The sequence below is a fragment of the Salinithrix halophila genome (assembly GCF_042650125.1).
GTDB classification, from domain to species: domain Bacteria; phylum Bacillota; class Bacilli; order Thermoactinomycetales; family DSM-45169; genus Salinithrix; species Salinithrix halophila.
In genome coordinates this window covers 46,153-64,208 of the sequence record NZ_JBHSAP010000009.1, presented here as the reverse complement: position 1 = coordinate 64,208, position 18,056 = coordinate 46,153, and the positions used below count along the sequence as shown (strand labels likewise).

16 protein-coding genes are annotated in these 18,056 nt (G+C 54.3%); all 16 read left to right on the top strand.

All coding sequences use genetic code 11. From position 1 onward, the window contains the following. Positions 1-268 precede the first annotated feature (268 nt). A complete protein-coding gene (locus tag ACFOUO_RS06515; protein WP_380703440.1) occupies positions 269-1,156 on the top strand; it encodes a YicC/YloC family endoribonuclease in 888 nt (295 codons plus the stop codon). Between the two features lie 64 nt (positions 1,157-1,220). Next, positions 1,221-1,487 (top strand): extracellular matrix/biofilm regulator RemA, encoded by a 267-nt coding sequence (gene remA / locus ACFOUO_RS06510; RefSeq protein ID WP_380703438.1) that lies wholly within the window; start codon positions 1,221-1,223, stop codon positions 1,485-1,487. Positions 1,488-1,499: 12 nt separating this feature from the next. Continuing rightward, positions 1,500-2,123: a guanylate kinase gene (gene gmk, locus ACFOUO_RS06505; protein WP_380703436.1), complete on the top strand. Its 624-nt coding sequence runs from the start codon at positions 1,500-1,502 to the stop codon at positions 2,121-2,123. After that, entirely contained in the window at positions 2,124-2,330 is a 207-nt protein-coding gene (gene rpoZ / locus ACFOUO_RS06500; RefSeq protein WP_380703434.1) for a DNA-directed RNA polymerase subunit omega, read from the top strand. 45 nt (positions 2,331-2,375) lie between these two features. Further along, complete coding sequence (gene coaBC / locus ACFOUO_RS06495; protein ID WP_380703432.1) at positions 2,376-3,599, top strand: bifunctional phosphopantothenoylcysteine decarboxylase/phosphopantothenate--cysteine ligase CoaBC; 1,224 nt, start codon at positions 2,376-2,378, stop codon at positions 3,597-3,599. Continuing rightward, positions 3,586-6,027: a primosomal protein N' gene (gene priA, locus ACFOUO_RS06490; RefSeq protein WP_380703430.1), complete on the top strand. Its 2,442-nt coding sequence runs from the start codon at positions 3,586-3,588 to the stop codon at positions 6,025-6,027. The genes coaBC and priA overlap by 14 nt, the downstream gene beginning before the upstream one ends. Before the next feature lie 47 nt (positions 6,028-6,074). After that, positions 6,075-6,545, top strand: coding sequence for a peptide deformylase (def, locus tag ACFOUO_RS06485; RefSeq protein ID WP_380703428.1), 471 nt, complete (start codon positions 6,075-6,077; stop codon positions 6,543-6,545). 4 nt (positions 6,546-6,549) lie between these two features. Beyond that, positions 6,550-7,497, top strand: coding sequence for a methionyl-tRNA formyltransferase (fmt, locus tag ACFOUO_RS06480; RefSeq protein WP_380703426.1), 948 nt, complete (start codon positions 6,550-6,552; stop codon positions 7,495-7,497). Next, positions 7,497-8,867: a 16S rRNA (cytosine(967)-C(5))-methyltransferase RsmB gene (gene rsmB / locus ACFOUO_RS06475; protein WP_380703424.1), complete on the top strand. Its 1,371-nt coding sequence runs from the start codon at positions 7,497-7,499 to the stop codon at positions 8,865-8,867. The genes fmt and rsmB overlap by 1 nt, the downstream gene beginning before the upstream one ends. A gap of 134 nt (positions 8,868-9,001) precedes the next feature. Next, on the top strand, positions 9,002-9,772 hold the full coding sequence (locus ACFOUO_RS06470) for a GAF domain-containing protein (RefSeq protein WP_380703422.1): 771 nt from the start codon (positions 9,002-9,004) through the stop codon (positions 9,770-9,772). A gap of 144 nt (positions 9,773-9,916) precedes the next feature. Further along, positions 9,917-11,608, top strand: coding sequence for a spore germination protein (locus ACFOUO_RS06465; RefSeq protein WP_380703420.1), 1,692 nt, complete (start codon positions 9,917-9,919; stop codon positions 11,606-11,608). Further along, a complete protein-coding gene (locus ACFOUO_RS06460; protein ID WP_380703418.1) occupies positions 11,586-12,755 on the top strand; it encodes a GerAB/ArcD/ProY family transporter in 1,170 nt (389 codons plus the stop codon). The genes ACFOUO_RS06465 and ACFOUO_RS06460 overlap by 23 nt, the downstream gene beginning before the upstream one ends. Next, a complete protein-coding gene (locus ACFOUO_RS06455; protein ID WP_380703416.1) occupies positions 12,739-13,860 on the top strand; it encodes a Ger(x)C family spore germination protein in 1,122 nt (373 codons plus the stop codon). Before ACFOUO_RS06460 ends, ACFOUO_RS06455 begins: the two co-directional genes overlap by 17 nt. A gap of 351 nt (positions 13,861-14,211) precedes the next feature. Beyond that, the gene (gene rlmN, locus ACFOUO_RS06450) at positions 14,212-15,264 is read left to right on the top strand and encodes a 23S rRNA (adenine(2503)-C(2))-methyltransferase RlmN (RefSeq protein ID WP_380703414.1); all 1,053 of its coding nucleotides are present in this window, start codon (positions 14,212-14,214) and stop codon (positions 15,262-15,264) included. Between the two features lie 120 nt (positions 15,265-15,384). Further along, on the top strand, positions 15,385-16,143 hold the full coding sequence (locus ACFOUO_RS06445) for a Stp1/IreP family PP2C-type Ser/Thr phosphatase (protein ID WP_380703412.1): 759 nt from the start codon (positions 15,385-15,387) through the stop codon (positions 16,141-16,143). 17 nt (positions 16,144-16,160) lie between these two features. Continuing rightward, the gene (pknB, locus tag ACFOUO_RS06440; protein WP_380703410.1) at positions 16,161-17,957 is read left to right on the top strand and encodes a Stk1 family PASTA domain-containing Ser/Thr kinase; all 1,797 of its coding nucleotides are present in this window, start codon (positions 16,161-16,163) and stop codon (positions 17,955-17,957) included. The last annotated feature ends 99 nt before the right edge of the window (positions 17,958-18,056 follow it).

The following is an 18,056-nucleotide window of genomic DNA, read 5'->3' as shown; positions in this document are numbered from 1 at the left end:
GTAAAATCATCCGAAGGGCTCTCGGCATCGGCTGCTAGCCCTTCCGTACTATAAAGGTGGATTGGTTTCCGGTGGAGTGTCTGTTGGACCGACAACTCAGCGGAGTGTCCGGAGGACGCGGAGCGGACAGACCCGACATCTACAGGAGGGACGCACGGAGTCGGAAATCCGGCTCCACGTCCCCACGCCGGGTTTGTTAGCACCTCGGAACAGCATTTTCCAGCCTTCTCTTGTGGCCGGCGTTTGTTTCCATTAGAATGGGGTCATGATGGAAATGGACCACATTCAGAGCATGACAGGCTACGGACGTGGAGAAGCGGCTATGGACGGTGTTCGCTTCATCGTAGAGATCAAATCGATCAACCATCGCTTTCAGGAATTGGTCGTCCGTCTACCCCAGGGGTGGATGGTGATGGAGGAGCCCGTGAAAAAGGTAGTGCGCCCTGTCGTCAGAAGAGGGCGGGCGGATATTTACGTCATGGTAGAAGGGGAGGGAACGGTCCCCCGGAAGCTCACCCTGGACCGGGAGTTGGCGGAGTCGATTTTCCAAGCCTCTGAGGAGTTGAAGGGGCGGTTGGGGCTCAGTGATTCACTCTCCCTCGGAGACCTGTTTCGGGTTCCCGACGTGCTAAAGGTGGAGGAGGCGAAACCGGATCCCCATTCGCTGGAACGCCCCCTTTTGGAGGCAGTTGCTAAGGCATGTGAGGGACTTTCGGACATGCGCCGCCGGGAGGGCCAGACACTCGCCAGGGATTTAGTCGGTCGTACGGAAGCGATTCTTCGGCATGTGGAGGAGGTTCGCCACCAGGCTCCTGAGTCGGTCTCTCAGCATCGGGAGCGTCTGCGGGCCCGGATGGAGGAATGGTTTTCCCGTGAGAACTTGGAGGACCGTTTGTTGGCGGAGGCTGCCCTTTTCGCTGAAAAGGCGGATATTCAGGAGGAACTGACTCGCATCGAAAGCCATGCCAGCCAGTTCCTGCAAGCCCTTCATTCCACCGAGCCAGTGGGCAGGAGGCTAGATTTTCTCTTGCAGGAGATGAACCGGGAAGTGAATACGATCGGTTCAAAAGCCAATGACGCCAAAATCGGTTCTCTTGTCGTCGAATGCAAGAGTGAACTAGAAAAAATGAGAGAACAAGTGCAAAACATCGAGTAAACAGGTTATAATGAGATGAATGCGGATCGTATCAGACTTATGCGGAACGAGGGGGTACTCCCGATTGAGTATCAAATTGATTAACATCGGTTTTGGCAACATCGTGTCGGCCAACCGAATCATCTCTATCGTCAGTCCGGACTCCGCGCCGATTAAACGGATTATCCAAGAGGCACGGGATCGGGGTGTCCTAATCGACGCCACGTACGGTCGACGGACCCGCGCTGTCATCATTACCGACAGCGACCACGTGATCTTGTCCGCTGTCCAGCCGGAAACGGTGGCTCACCGTTTGGCGAGTAAGGACAACACGGAGGAAATGGTAGACTAGAAAGGGAGCGTTATGGGCATCGATTCCAAGGGAAGAGGACTGTTAATCGTACTGTCCGGCCCGTCGGGGGCGGGGAAAGGAACCGTCTGTTCCGCCCTTCGCACACATGCGCCGGAATTGGTCTACTCCGTATCGGCTACCACCCGTAAGCCCCGGGAAGGGGAAGTGGATGGGGTCAACTACTTCTTCAAATCCAAGAAAGAGTTCGAAGGGATGATTGAAGAAGGTGAACTTCTGGAGTGGGCCCAGTACGTAAACAACTACTATGGAACTCCCCGACGTTTCGTGGAGGAGCAGCTGGATGCTGGCAGAGATGTTCTGCTGGAGATTGAAGTTCAGGGAGCCAAGCAGGTAAAGGAGCGTTTTCCGGAAGGAATTTTCATCTTCCTGCTCCCGCCTTCCCTGGACGAATTGGCCTCCCGCATTCGGGGGCGGGGAACTGAAACGGAAGAGGCAGTGGTGAATCGATTGAAAGCCGCTGCTAAGGAACTTCGAGAAGTGGAGCATTACGACTATGCGGTTCTCAATGATCGGGTCGAAGCGGCCTGTGACCGTGTTCGGTCGATTTTGATCGCCGAACATTGCCGGAAGGACCGGCTTTTTCAAGAACAACCTGATTGGTTGGAGGGAATGTAGATGCTTTACCCATCGATCGATAAACTGATGGCCAAGGCGGATAGTAAATATACCTTGGTCATTCTGGCCGCCAAGCGGGCACGCCAGCTGCTGGATGGATCGACGAGCGAGATCGAGCACACCCGCTCCAACAAATACGTGGGTGTCGCACTGGAAGAGATCGCAGCAGATATCCTGGCTCCGCCGGCATCTAACGCGAAAAAATAACAACCTGAAGGGGTTGTTATTTTTTATCGGAGAGGAGGGAGGCCCATGAAAGGGAAACGCATCGTCGTAGGGGTGAGCGGGGGGATCGCCGTCTTCAAAGCGGCGGCTCTCGTCAGTAAGTTGGCTCAGACGGATGCGGACGTCCGAGTGATTTTGACCCGGTCCGCCGCTCGTTTTGTCACGCCGCTTACGTTTCAGACCTTGTCCCGCAACCATGTGGCCGTCGACACCTTTGATGAGAAAGACCCATCCGTGGTCTCTCACATCGATCTGGCCGATCACGCCGATTTATTCTTAATTGCACCGGCTACAGCCAATCTAATCGGAAAAATCGCTCACGGCATCGGGGATGATATGTTAACCACAACGCTGCTGGCCACGCAGGCTCCTGTCATGATTGCTCCGGCGATGAATGTACACATGTTTGAAAACCCCATTGTCAGAGAGAATTTGGATAAACTTTCCCGGTTGGGCTTCCGGTTCATCGAACCGGGTTCCGGCCAACTGGCTTGCGGGTATGTAGGGCAAGGTCGCATGGAGGAACCGGAAAACATTCTGGAGGCGGTGGAGAAGTTTTTCCGGGAACAGGGGGAACTCCCTTCTCTGGCGGGAAAACGCATCCTAGTCACAGCGGGGCCGACTTGGGAGGCGATCGATCCAGTCCGCTATCTGACAAATCGCTCCTCGGGTAAGATGGGATACGCCGTGGCAGAAGTTGCGGCAGAGGCTGGAGCAGAGGTGACGCTGGTAAGTGGTCCCACTACCCTTCCTGTTCCGTGGGGAGTGCGCCGGGTGGACGTAACCACAGCAGAGGAAATGTTCCGTACCGTGATGGAAGAACTTCCCCAAGCGGATGTCATCGTCAAATCCGCGGCAGTGGCGGACTACCGGCCAGTGGAAACAGCGGAGCAGAAGATGAAAAAAAGTAGGGACGCAATGACACTTCACCTGGTTAAAACGAAAGATATCGCTGCGGAAATCGGTAGGCGGAAGGAAGGGCGGTTCTTTATCGGTTTCGCCGCGGAAACAGAACAGGTGGAACAGAATGCCCGGGAGAAACTCGCTCGAAAGGGAATGGATCTGATTGTCGCTAACGACGTCTCCCTGCCCGGGGCGGGTTTTGATGGGGAAACCAACGCGGTGACGGTCTTTGATGCAGCGGGGGAGGTGCTTCGCCTTCCTGTTACTGCCAAACGGGAAGTGGCCCGCAGGTTGGTGGGGCTGTTAGCGGAGCGCCTGAACGGGAAAGAGCTCGATGAACGGAACTAAAACGAGAAAAATCGCCGCTGTTTACGTCGATGTAGCAGCCGAAGGAACCGACAAGCTCTTTGATTACGAAGTACCGGATGATCTGGTTGGTGAGGTGCGCATAGGAAGTCGGGTGCAGGTTTCCTTCGGCTCGCGCAAACGGATGGGATACGTGGCGGGCTTTCCTGAGTCCACAACAGCTCCCCGGTTGAAACCGATTCTGGGTTTGATGGATCTAGTGCCGCCGCTGACCCCTGAGCTGGTTAGACTATCCGAGTGGGTTGCCCGCACTTGGCTCTGCCCGGTGATCCATGTGCTTCACGCCATGGTTCCCGCTGTCTTGAAGGGACGCTATCAACGGGTGCTGTCCATTCCTCCTGATGGGGAGACGAGTGTCCTTCTCAGTGAAGGGGAGTCCCACCTCTTTTCTCTGCTCCGGGAAAAAGGGGAACTTCTTCAAGAAGAGGCCCTCGCTCTACCAGGGGTAACTAGGCCCCTTCTCCGCAGGCTGGTGGAAGAGGGTCGGCTGTCCGTAGAGGAACGGGTCGGGGATGGCATTACCAGCCGGAGGCGTACATGGATCGGCCCAGCAATGGACGCCGAGGTATTGCGGGAAGCGGCGGAAGAGCTCCCCTCCCAGGCTTTTCGTCAGCGGGAGGTGCTGAATTTTTTCCTTAAACATCCGGAGGACATCCTTCTATCTCATCTGCTGGCCGCACTCGGGATCTCCCGCTCCACTGTTGATCGGCTAACGGAGAAGGGGCTCCTTCGGCGGGAGGAAAGGGAAGAATATCGCGATCCCTACGTTGATCGCTCTTTCAACCGATCCCGCCCCCTTCCTCTCACGTCGGAACAGCAACAAGCCTTTGATGCCATCTTGGTTCCGTTGCGGCAACGAAAAGATCATGCCATCCTCCTTCAGGGGGTGACAGGGAGCGGCAAGACAGAAGTTTACTTGCAAGCTATTTCCGAGACATTGGAGATGGGGCGTCAGGCGATTGTACTGGTACCGGAAATTTCTCTTACTCCTCAGATGGTGGAGCGCTTTAAGGGGCGGTTCGGCAGTCAGGTAGCGGTTCTGCACAGCGGCCTTTCCGGCGGCGAGCGGTTTGACGAGTGGCGCCGGATTCAGTCTGGGGAAGCGACAGTGGCGATCGGGGCCCGTTCGGCAGTGTTTGCTCCGTTTACGGATATCGGTCTTATCATTATCGATGAGGAGCACGAAGGCTCCTATAAACAAGAAGAAACCCCTCGCTATCATGCCCGTGAAGTAGCTCGGCGGCGGTGTGCCGACCATGGGGCGGTGCTGGTGATGGGAACGGCCACACCCTCTGTAGAGACATATTTCCGGGCCCGGACGGGAGGGTATCAATGGGTCACCCTGACTGAGCGTGTTCACGGTCGGCCTTTTCCCCAGATCGAGGTGGTGGATATGCGGGAAGAACTCCGTGCAGGCAACCGGTCCATTTTCAGCAGGCCGCTCTCTGATGGGCTGACCGCCTGTGTCAACAGAGGGGAGCAGGCGGTTCTTCTCCTCAACCGACGTGGTTATTCCACTTTTGTTATGTGCCGGGAATGCGGAGGAACGGTGGAATGTCCCCGCTGCGATATTTCCCTTACGTATCATCGAACGAACGGAACCCTTCGTTGTCACTACTGTGGGCATGCCGAGGGAGTTCCGAAAAGCTGTCCCACTTGCGGGAGCATCCATATCCGTTATTTCGGAACGGGTACCCAGCGAGTGGAGGAGGAATTGGCAAAGCGCCTGCCTGGCCTCAGGGTGATCCGGATGGATGTGGATACCACCAATCGAAAGGGTGCCCATGAAAAGCTTCTAACAGCCTTTGGCGAAGGGAAAGCCGATGTATTGCTCGGTACGCAAATGATCGCTAAGGGACTCGATTTCCCTCGGGTCACCCTTGTCGGGGTGATTGCCGCAGATACAATGCTTCATCTGCCGGACTACCGGGCGGCAGAACGCACCTTTCAGCTCCTTACCCAAGTCAGCGGACGTGCTGGCCGCCACGAGATGGCGGGAAAGGTGGTTGTTCAGGCTTATACGCCGGAGCACTACAGCATCCGGATGGCGGCAGCCTACGAAGGGGAGCCTTTTTACAGGGAAGAGTGCCGTACCCGGAAACGGCACCGTTACCCTCCTTTCTGCGGAATGTTCAAGGTGTTGATGAGTCACCCGGACCGAGGAGCCCTGATGCAGGCGGCCCACCAGACGGCACGGAGCATTACGCCTCTCTTGCCTAGCGGCACGGAGCTTCTCGGCCCCGTGCCGGCGCCGATCCCTCGTATCAAGGACCGGTACCGGATTCAGATCATGATCAAATACGACAACCATATAGATGAAGAGAGCGAATGGGTGGACGCCCTACGCCGGTTACGCACGGGTCATACTGACCCAAACCTCCGGGTGAGCGTGGACCGAGAAGGGTTTTGACGGATACCGTTTGCTAAACAGAGAAGGACAGAAAAGGAGGGTACGCCGTGGCGATCCGAAAGATCGTGAAAGTCCCAGACCCGATCCTGAAAGAGAAAGCGAAAAAGGTAACCAAGTTTAATGAACGACTTCACAAGCTGCTGGACGATATGGCGGAAACGATGTATGACGCCCCGGGTGTGGGACTGGCTGCACCCCAAGTGGGTATTTCTAAGCGAGTGATTGTTTTAGATGATGGAAACGGCCTGATAGAAGCCGTCAACCCGGAACTGTCTGATAGAGAGGGTGAGGAGATTTCTCCACCGGAGGGTTGTCTCAGTATCCCCGGCCTGTTGGGGGATGTGAGGCGGGCGAGGAGAGTCCGCGTGAAAGCGCTGGATCGAAACGGAAACCCCTTTGAGATCGAGGCAGAAGGTTACCTCGCTCGCATCTTCCAGCATGAAGTGGATCACCTGGATGGTGTTCTGTTTACCGATATTGCTGACCGTGTTTTTAAACCGACGGAAGAAGGGGAGTGAACGAATGGCTTCCAAAACCCGAGTCGTCTTCATGGGCACCCCGGATTTCGCGGTGCCTTCTTTGCGGGCCCTTGTCGATGCAGGGCTTGATGTAGCCGCTGTCGTCACGCAACCGGACCGTCCCCGTGGACGGAAACGGGAACTCACACCTCCACCAGTGAAGCGGGCCGCTCTGGAAATGGGAATGGATGTGCTTCAGCCGGAAAAACTGTGGCAGTCGACCGCTCTGGGGAAGATACTGACAGTGGAGCCGGACTTGGTGGTGACGGCTGCCTACGGTCAGATCCTGCCCCGGGAGCTCCTGGAGGCTCCCCGCTTTGGCTGCATCAATGTTCATGCTTCGCTTCTTCCCAAATACCGGGGAGGGGCCCCTATCCACCATGCCCTCATCCGGGGGGAGAAGGAAGTCGGAGTCACGATCATGTATATGGTGGAAGCCTTGGATGCGGGGGACATGCTCCTGCAGAGAGCCATCCCCGTCACCGAATCTGACGACGTCGGTACCCTTCACGACAGGCTATCCGTTCTCGGGGCAGAGCTCTTGACTGAGGTGCTGCCCGATATCCTGTCGGGAAAGGCCCAGGCTCGCCCTCAGGACCCGGAGCAGGTAACTTATGCTCCTAACATCAAACGGGAAGATGAGAAAATCGATTGGACGAAGGGTGGCCGTGCACTCTTCAACCAGGTTCGGGGACTTCGGCCATGGCCTGTCGCTTTCACCTCCTGGAAGGGGAAGCCACTCAAGATTTGGCGGGCACACCCATTAGAGGCTTCGGTAATGGCCGAACCCGGCACGGTGATCCGGGTGGATTCAGCGGGTATCGTCGTGGCTACCGGGGAAGGAGCACTCGTTCTGACGGAATTGCAACCGGCAGGTAAAAAGGCGATGTCGGTGGAAGAATTCTTGCGGGGTCGCAATATGGAGCCGGGGGAACGTTTGGGGGATGGATGATGAACAATAAAAGGACTGCTCGAGACATAGCGCTGGATATCTTGATTGCCGCCGATGAACGGGGGGCCTACAGCAACTTGCTCCTCAATGATGCACTGGAAAAAAGCCGCCTCACTGACCCCCGGGACAGGGGATTGGTGACGGAATTGGTCTACGGGACCATCCAGCGGCGGAATACGCTGGATTGGATCATCGATTCCCTGGTACGCAAAGGGGGTCACTCTCTGGACCCTTGGGTCCATCAACTCCTTCGGATGGGACTCTATCAACTCCGTTTTCTGGATAAGATCCCCTCCCGGGCGGCTGTACACGAAACGGTGGGACAAGCCAAATCGCGGGGACACAAGGGCATTTCAGGCTTAGTTAACGGTGTTTTGCGTTCATATTTGCGCCGGGTACGGGAATGGGAACTTCCGGCAGAACCTGACAATTCCCGAACTCTGGCTCTGGCCTACTCCCATCCGGAGTGGATGGTCCGTAGGATGATGGAAGCTTACGGACAGGAGACCGCGGTGCAGGTGATGGCAGCCAACAACCGCCCACCCGCCATCACCCTCCGGACTAATCCGATGAAAACGGATCGGGAGACACTGATCGACCGGTTGAAAGAAGCTTATCCTCAAGCTGAAGTGGCTCCCTCCAGTATTTCAGAACAAGGTATCGTCTTTTCCGGCGGCGGCAACCTGGCTTTTCACCCCCTCTACCGGGAGGGTTGGTATTCGGTTCAGGATGAAAGCTCCATGTTGGTCGCTGAAGTGCTCGATCCGCAACCAGGTAACCGGGGATTGGACGGATGTGCCGCCCCCGGCGGTAAAACCGCTCACTTGGCGGAAAGGATGAAGAACCAAGGAAGCTTGCTCGCCTCCGATATCCATGAACATAAAGTGGGCTTGATCGAGACCAATGCGGCTCGTCTAGGCCTGTCAATCATTAAGGTCTGCCGAGCGGATCTGCGAGAACTACCGGATGAAGCGGCTGGGTCCTTTGATTTCGTATTGCTGGATGCCCCCTGTTCTGGGTTGGGGGTGATCCGGAGAAAACCGGATATCAAGTGGTCCAAAACACCACAAGAAGTGGATTCCCTGGTCCGCTTGCAGAGGGAATTACTCGAGGCGGCGGCAAAACTGGTCCTTCCCGGCGGCACGTTAGTCTACAGCACCTGTACCATGGAGCCGCGGGAAAATGAAGAGCAGGTGGCCGACTTTTTGGCTCGGTATCCTGAGTTCTGTCCTGATCCGGCTTATCTGAACAAACTTCCGGGGACCGTGAGAGAACAGGCGATTCTCGGAGACGGCAGCCTTCAGATCCTTCCCCACCAGTTTAACAGTGACGGTTTTTTCATCGCCCGCTTGCTCAGACAGGAAGGCTAATCTTCTGAAACATTTTCAGGCTTATTCCCGTGCGCTTAAAAAGCCATCAGATTCTCCCTTTTTTGATGCCGAAGCCAGCATGTAACGTCAATTCCATTGGTCGTGAATTAAAAACTGAAGATGGTGGTTTCTCCATGGATATGGAATTTATTCTTAAGATCATCATTGATAAGCCGTGGTTTGCCTACACCCTGGTTGCATTTGGAAGTATTCTGGCTGTGATTATCTTGTGGAGGGTAAAAAAGGGTGATGCCGTTTCGTTTTTGGGTCTCAATCTCCAATCGGATACCGAATTGAAAGAACTGGAGGAGAAGTACCGACAGGTGGATGAGGACAGCAAACAGAAGACGTATGTCATCCAATCTCTCAACACCCTCGCCTCGGAAATCGGCTTGGCGATTTCCCAATTCGCCGAGGATTCGAAAGACGGGCTGTTCGAGGATCAGCGCCGGTATATTTATAACTACCTTCTCTCTTGTGTAGTCGCAGTCATGGCCGGAAAAAAGGCCAACAACCCCAAAGTGTGTATCTTTGTGGATGCGGGAGACGGAACGCTTAAAGTTCACGAGGCGGCAGCCCACAGCCCCAACGGAATGAGAAAGCTTCGTCTGCCTATCAGTGATTCGGCAGCTGGGTATACGTTTCATACCGGGGAAGCTTTTTTCTCCGGAGAAATTCATACGCCGGGAAATCGGTTCCGGGCTCATCCGAAGGCCCAATCCACCTATCATTCCCTGATCTGCGTACCGATCAAGGCCGGAGACCAGGTGCTCGGTGTTCTTAGTGTGACAGGGGATGAAGAGCGATCCTACACAGACGACGAGAAGAGTTATCTTTCCGCATTTGCGAGTGTCCTATCTCCTCTCCTGTACAGAGAATTAAACCACTCAGTTCCCCATCATTAAAAAAGGCCGCTTTCCCACATGCCGGGAAAGTGGCTTTTTCTTGTTTCGCCTGTTGCAGAGAGCGAAAATCCATGCTTCGCAACGAAGTATGTTTCCCCATGCTCTGGGGAGATTAACAAGTGGTGATGGTATATGAGGAAAAGAATGGAACGGAAACGGAAAAGTAGAAAACAAGAGATGCTCAAAAAGCATTCGCAAGAAAAGCTGGAGAAAAGGATCGGCGACTTGGTTGTCAGTGCCGATCTGGAGCAAAATGTGAAATTCATCGCAAAGCTGCTGGGGGATAGTGCGGATGTCGTCACACGAAAATTTACCATCCAATACACACCGGACCGGCGGGCGGCTCTTCTCTATATCGATGGGCTGGTCAAAGGCCAGATTCTCGATGAATATGTCCTGAAAGCGTTAATGCTCGGAGGGGAACAAGTTCATACCAAAACGGACCTATGGGAATTAGCGCACCAAAGCCTAGTCCAAGTGGGAGAGGCGAAATGCAATGACAAGATGCGAGACCTGATCGATTCGATGTTGGCCGGGGATCTTCTGCTGTTTATCGACGGCTATGCCGAGGGGATGGTGATCAATGCCCGAGGATGGCCCCAGCGGGGAGTTGACGAGCCGAGAGCTGAGGCGGTGGTTCGCGGGTCTCGGGAAGGGTTTACGGAAACGCTCCGGGCCAATACCGCTATGGTGCGTCGGCGGTTGAAGGATCCCGATTTGCGGTTGAAGTCCATGAAAGTGGGGGAGCGGAGCCAAACCGATGTCGCCCTTTTTTTCATTGATGGGGTAGCGGATTCCGAGACTGTAAAGATGATGGAAGAGCGGATCAAAGCGATTGAAATAGACGGAGTCCTAGAGAGCGGGTATATCGAAGAGATGGTCCAGGACAATATCTGGACGCCTTTTCCGGGGATCCAGAACACAGAGAGGCCGGACTCCGTGGTTGCGCACCTCCTGGAAGGGAAGGTGGCTGTCATAGTGGACGGCACCCCCCACGCTCTGATTGCTCCTGCGGTTTTTTCCCAGTTTTATTACAGCCCCGAGGATTATTATGAGCGGTATCTGATTGCCTCTTTCCTCCGGTTTATCCGCCTCCTTAGCTTTGGAATCGCTCTGCTTCTACCTGCCCTCTATATCGCTTTCATCGCCTTTCACCCGGAAATGATCCCTTCTAAACTGGCTCTGGCGATGGCGGCAGGGCGGGGCACGGTGCCCTTTCCTTCCATTGTGGAAGCCTTGCTGATGGAGATTAGTGTAGAGATATTACGAGAGGCGAGCATTCGCCTGCCAGGGCCCATCGGCCCTACGATCGGAATCGTGGGCGCTCTGGTGATCGGGGATGCGGCAGTATCTGCCGGCCTCGTCTCTCCCCTGATGGTCATTGTGGTGGGATTGACTACGATCAGTTCCTATGCGAACCCCAACTATAATGCAGCGATCTCCATTCGACTCCTCCGGTTTCCCATGATGATCGCCGCTTCCATTCTGGGGTTATACGGGATTATGTTAGTTGTTATGCTGCTGACTCTCCACCTGCTCAAATTGCGATCCTTTAATGTTCCCTACATGGCCCCCTTCTCTCCCCTTCGTCTAGCAGATCTAAAGGACGGACTTATTCGGGTGCCCTGGCCCTGGATGAGGCGACGGCCGGTGATCTATAAGCCGCAAGACGACACCCGGGATCCGAAGCAAAATTACTATAAAGCGAAGGATGGGAAGGACGAAAAGCGCGAGTCTAAACAAGGGGCGGATAGCGACGGCGAAAAGCCGGATAGCGAAAATAAGAACGGCGGATCAGAGGAGGGTGGGCGCCATGAGCGAAATGGACAGCAATAAGTTAAGCGGGGAACAAGAGCAGCCAATCTCCTCCTATCAAGGGATGACCACGGTGTACGCTGCCCTGGTGGGAGTAGGAGTGCTGACCCTTCAGCGGAATATTGTGGAGGAAGCGAGGACGGATGCCGTATGGGTTGTGGTGGTTGGCGGTTTGTTGGTTATGCTGGAAGTCTGGTTGGTCACCAAATTGATGCAGCGTTTTCCCCATCAGGGTTTGGTCACCATCTCCGCAAAACTCTTAGGCAGTAAAAAAAGGACTTGGCAAGGGGTTTTGTTAACCGTACCCTTTGTCCTGATTCTCGGGTTTTACTGGTTGCTGACCGCCGCTGTCGTCTCCCGGACGTTTGGTGAGGTTTTGGTGAGCGCGGTCCTTCCTTTCACTCCTATGGGGGTCATCCTATTGGTGTTTATTGGGGGAGGGGCCCTAGTCGCCGCCAGCCGTCTGGAAGTTGTGGCCCGACTTAACGAGTTTTTTTTCCCCTTTCTGTTGTTTCCGCTGTTCCTGATTTTGCTCAGCTGGATCCAGGAAGGAGACTGGGAAAATCTTCTTCCAATGTTTCAACTGGATTGGAAATCCCTCATCCCTGCGGTACTTGGATCTTCTTTCGCTTACAGTGGTTTCAGCGTCATCTTTATATTCATGGCTTATTATCAACAGCCGAAAAAAGCGGGCCGTGCCCATATCACGGCTGTCGGTTTGGTGACGATCATCTATCTGGTCGTCGTCTCTTCTTCATTGGCCGTGTTTGGGCCAGAAGAGTTGGTGCAGCTCATGTGGCCGACACTTGACTTGGTTGAGGTGACCGCTTTTCCAGGGATGATTTTTGAAAGGTTGGAATCCGGTTTTCTTGCCCTCTGGATGATAGCGGTGTTTACTACTGTCTCCACTTTTTTCGGTGCCCTCGTCGATACGGCAATCCATCTATTCGGGATCAAAGAACGGCATCGGAAGTGGGTGGCCTGGGGTTTGGCGCCCATACTTTATATGTTGGCCCTGTATCCACCGAACATGTTCGTTCTGGCTCGCTGGTTAGAGCTTTCCGGATGGTACGAACCGGCGGCGTCTGTATTTGTCGCCCTCTTTTTCTGGGGGCTGGCTGTTCAAGGAAGTCGGGGAAGGGGGGAGCAGGATGCGGAGGTATCGTAAGCTGATGGTCCTCTTCCTCTGCCTCTTTCTCTTGAACGGGTGCTGGGACGCCAGGGAAATTGAGCAAAGGACTTCTGTAATCGCACTAGCCGTGGATAAGCATCCGAAAGGCTTTGAAGTATCTGTTCAGGTTCCCATTCCTACCAAAGTGGTCGGTTCTGGGGGGGAAGGCGGAGGAGGGGGTCCGGAAGCGGTACAGGTCTTCACCGCAACAGGAAAAACCTTGACCGATGCCCTCGATAGTATCCAGTACGAGACAAACCAACGGGTATTTCTCGGAAACAGCCGTCTCCTATTGATCGGGGAAGATCAGGCCCGATCCGGCGTTGGAGAGATGCTGGATGCTTTTCGGCGCAATCCCCAGGTCCGGCGCCGTCAATGGCCTGTCGTGGTGAAGGGAAAAGCGAAGGAGGCCCTTTATGCTGACTTGAAACTGGAACAGATCCCAGTCGATTATATCGTTAGCATGTTGGAAAACGGGATGCGGGAAGGTCGGTTTCCCCGGAAAGGGATGAATGATTTTTACGTGGACTTGGCTAACCCGGGGAAACAACCAGTTCTCAATTATATGGAAGTGAAAGGAAAAGAAGTTCGTTGGCTGGGTACAGCCCTGTTCAGAAAAGATCAGATGGTCGGTATCCTGGACCGGAGGGAGACTCGCCCTCTTCTTCAGATTGGAATGAGAGAAGAGGGAGAAACGCTGGATGTCCCTTGTGTGGAAAAGCCGGGATACGTGGTGTTTACTCCAAAAGGCATCAAACGGAGCGTCCGTATCAAAAACCGCAATGGAAAACCCGAAATTGACGTGTACATTACGGTCAGAGGCGAGGTCATCGAAAAAACTTGTGGCTTCGATTTAAGCAAGGAACAATCCCTGCGCCGAATGACTACCCAGATCCGGAGAACGAGTGAAAAAAGAGCCCGTTTCGTGATGAAAAAAGTGCAAAAGGATATAAAAACCGACGCATTTCAACTAGGCAATATCGTCCGAGCCTACCGTCCGAAGCTGTGGAGAACGGCAGAGTGGGATCGTACCTTTCCCGATATCCCGATACGGGTCTCTTACAAGATCAAAATCCTACGGACCGGTGTGGAATACGACTAGGACGCGAATCGCTGCTTAATCGAAAAGAGAGCTGCCAGATATCCCTGTCAGCTCTCTTTATTCTTTGCCTCTTTGGTATAGGACTTTAGGCTAAAAAAGTCATGGAGACTTCGGGTCGGCCATAAGATTGTAAAGATTGTCCTGCAGAAAGAGGCCATGTTGTTGAAAAATTGCCCCCTATTCCGGTTCCTTCGGCTATAATCAAGGGAGGGCGGGAACAGAGGGGGCTGGATAGTCAAAAACCCTTCTTAACCCCGTTCTAACGCCCTTTCTTTTCCGGCTTGAGACTGATATAATGAGGAAAGTTTTGAGGAATCATTTGACTTTATACTTGCAGGGAGTTTTCGTTTTATGAAACCTTTCGCGTACGACCGGACACACGCCGGTTGGTCCGAGTGGATGACCAAACAGGGGGAACCTGCATTCCGGGCTAACCAGATGATGGATTGGCTCTACAAAAAGCGGGTCCATTCTTTCCATGACATGACCAACCTGTCCCGGGGCCTCCGGGAGCGTCTGTCCGAGGAGTTCCAACTGGAACCCCTGGAGACGCTTACGGTGCAGCAATCCGATGACGGGACGGTCAAATTCCTGTTTCGCCTTCATGACGGACACGCGATCGAAACGGTCATTATGCGGCACAACTATGGAAACAGTGTTTGTGTAACCACCCAGGTTGGATGCCGGATCGGGTGTACATTCTGTGCCTCCACCCTCGGTGGTCTAAAGCGCGACCTCACAACGGGAGAAGTGGTGGCCCAGGTGATGGCAGCGCAGAAATACCTTGACCGAGAAGGTGGCCGGGTCCATTCCGTTGTGATCATGGGAATCGGTGAACCCTTTGAAAACTATGAGGCTACTGTCGGGTTCATGCGAGTGATCAACGATCCTCGGGGCCTCGGCATCGGCCAGAGACACATCACGGTCTCCACAAGCGGGATTGTCCCCTCCATTTACAAATTTGCTGATGAGAAGTTACAGGCAGTGCTAGCCATCTCCTTGCACGCACCAAACCAGGAGGTCAGGAAGAAGCTGATGCCGGTTAGCCGCCGGTATCCGTTGGAGGAACTCTTAGAGGCTTGCCAATACTATTCAGACCAGACCGGGCGGCGGATTACCTATGAGTACGCTCTGATCGGAGGGAAAAATGATCAGCCGGAACATGCCCATGAATTGGGACAACTCCTTGCGGGGAGCGGTGCTCTGGTCAACCTGATCCCGGTCAACTACGTTCCCGAGCGGAACTACATTCGAACACCGCGCAACCAGGTCTTCCGATTCCAGAAAATCGTTGAGTCCTACAAAGTGAAGGCAACGATCCGCCGGGAGCACGGTAGCGATATCGATGCCGCTTGTGGCCAGCTCAGGGCGAAGCACATGGATGCAGAAAAAAGGAGTTCGTAATGTAGTGGGGCGATCGCGAGGACACAAAATGAAGCAGGAAGAGAGAACCGATTGACTGCTTCCTCCTCCCTTGAAACCATCAGTTCCATTTTCCATTGAACAGGGAAAGGGGTCACCGGAATGGAGAAGGCATGGCATACCCATAAGGGGCGCGTACGAGATTATAACGAGGACAGCGTCGGCCTTTTTCAGTCGGACGAAGGGGTGCCTATCGCTGTCGTTGCCGACGGCATGGGCGGGCACCAGGCGGGGGATGTGGCGAGCCAGTCGGTGGTACGCGTCATTAAGCGGAAACTTCGCTCCCTGACGAGGGAAACGGGGTCCGACGAGCGGCAGAAACGAACATTAGACGCAGTCGCTTCCGCCAACCGGGAAGTTTTTCACATGGCGGCGGAAAACAAGGGGTACAAAGGGATGGGCACGACGGTGATCGCTGCTGTGATGGGAGAAGAGGAGATTGTTCTCGCTCATATCGGTGACAGCCGGGCCTATCTTCTCCATGATGATGGTTTGTACCAGCTGACCGAGGACCATTCCCTCGTCAACGTGCTTAAAAAACACGGCGAAATCACCGAAGAGGAAGCGAAAGTTCACCCCCAGCGGAATGTGATTGTCCGTGCGGTCGGTACCAACGAAGAAGTGGAGGCTGACCTGATCGTCACCCCCTGGTACAAGGGGGATACTCTTCTATTATGTTCCGATGGTCTGTACAACATGGTAGGCGTGGATGAGATCGGAACGATCCTCACCTCTGGTCTCCCTCTGCAGAAACAGGCAGACCAGCTTCTTGAACAGGCCCTGGAAGCAGGGGGTACGGACAACATATCGATCATTCTGATCAAACATACCGGCTCCATCACATCGACTAAACAGAAATAAGTGGAGAGCGAGGTGAGATGTCAGTGGAAGGCAGAAAGTTAGGCGGCCGCTACGAGGTGATCAGCCGCGTGGGTGGCGGCGGGATGGCCGTGGTGTACAAGGCGCGGGACGTGCTGTTGAACCGTTATGTCGCTATCAAAGTCCTTAATGAAAGTCTGAGCAATGACTCCGAGTTCGTGCGGCGGTTCAGCCGGGAAGCCCAGGCTGCCGCCAGTTTGTCCCATCCTAACATTGTCGGGGTTTTCGACGTGGGACAGGAGAATCATACGCACTACATCGTGATGGAATACATCGAAGGGCCGACCCTGAAGGAATACATTCAGCAGTACAGCCCTCTCACCCCTGAGGAGATCATCTCCATTGCGTCTCAAATCTGTGATGCTCTGGCCTATTCCCACGAAAACCAGATTATCCACCGGGATGTGAAGCCCCACAATATCTTGCTCGGATACAACGGGCGGGCTAAAGTGACCGACTTTGGGATCGCTCGGGCCACCAGCTCTTCAACGATCACCCAAGCCGGTTCGGTAATGGGTTCGGTTCACTATTTTTCACCGGAACAAGCTCGCGGGGGCGTCATCGGGGAAAAATCGGACATTTACTCCCTTGGTGTGGTCTTGTATGAAATGGTGACTGGGGAGCTGCCTTTTGACGGTGATTCCGCGATTTCGATCGCTATGAAGCACTTGCAGGAACCCGCAGTAGATCCTGCCAAGCTGAATCCCAATGTCCCGCGTTCAATTCATAACATCATTTTGCGGGCGCTTGAGAAAAACCCGGATGACCGTTATGAGTCGGCTCGGGCGATGAAACAGGAAATCGATGCGGTATTCCATACGGGTGCTCCTGCTGACGAGCCCCGATGGCGAACCGGCGGAGATAACGCAGCCACGAAGCCGATGGCAACCATCGGTAGTCGTCCTGGGGAGGAAAGCGGGGATCCTCGAGGTGAAACCCAGCGCTCCCAGGTGGGACAACAGACTTTAGCTAACCTGGAGCGGCTGCGCCGGGTTCCCGCCGACAAGGATAAGACAGTGCTGGAGCGAACTGTCGTCTGGCTGGAAAACGTCCAGGCCAACATGCCTTGGTGGCAGAAAGCGCTGTTTGGTCTATTTACCTTTATCGTGATTGTTTCTCTGGCCCTTTTCGCCTTCGATACCCTGATGGGTTGGCTGGGCAAGGATTCTGCAAAGATGCCCGATGTGCTCCAGAAAACCCAGGTTGAGGCACAGGAAGTCCTAGATGAGGAAGGATTGAAGGTAAACTTCCAAGAGGTGCCCAGCAATAAGAAAAAAGGGATCGTCGTTCGTCAGTCAGAGAAAGCCGGTTCGCCAGTGAAGGAGGGGTCCACCGTGGACCTCTTCGTCAGTTCGGGATCGGATCAGGTGAAGATGGTGAACGTGCTGGGCTCCAATCCAAAAGAGGCGAAGGAGAAGCTCCGGGAAATGGGCTTCACTGACGTTGAAGCGGTGAAGGAAGGATACGACTCCAAGTACGATAATGGCCAGATTCACGACCAGAAACCGAAGCCCGACCAAAAGGTGAAGGTGAATACGCCAATTAAGTTGTACGTCAACGGTAAAGAGGGAACCGTAAAGGTACCAAATTTAGTCGGGGAATATGAGAGCAGTATTGGCAGCACCTCCGATTATCGGATTGAAATTATCTATTGGCCCCACGGGGGGGTTCAGACAGGGAAAGCTTTTGCGACCGATCCTGCCCCGGGAAAACGGGTGGAACGTGGTGGAACGATCAAGGTCTGGATAGCCAGCTCCCAAAAAGGGCGTAACGCTGAACCGCCTCCGCACAACTGATTATTGATCACCACAGGTATCTTGGAACATAATGAGAACGAGGCGGCAGCCTCGTTCCCTTTCATTTTTACCAATTTACCAACATGAATCGAGGAGGGA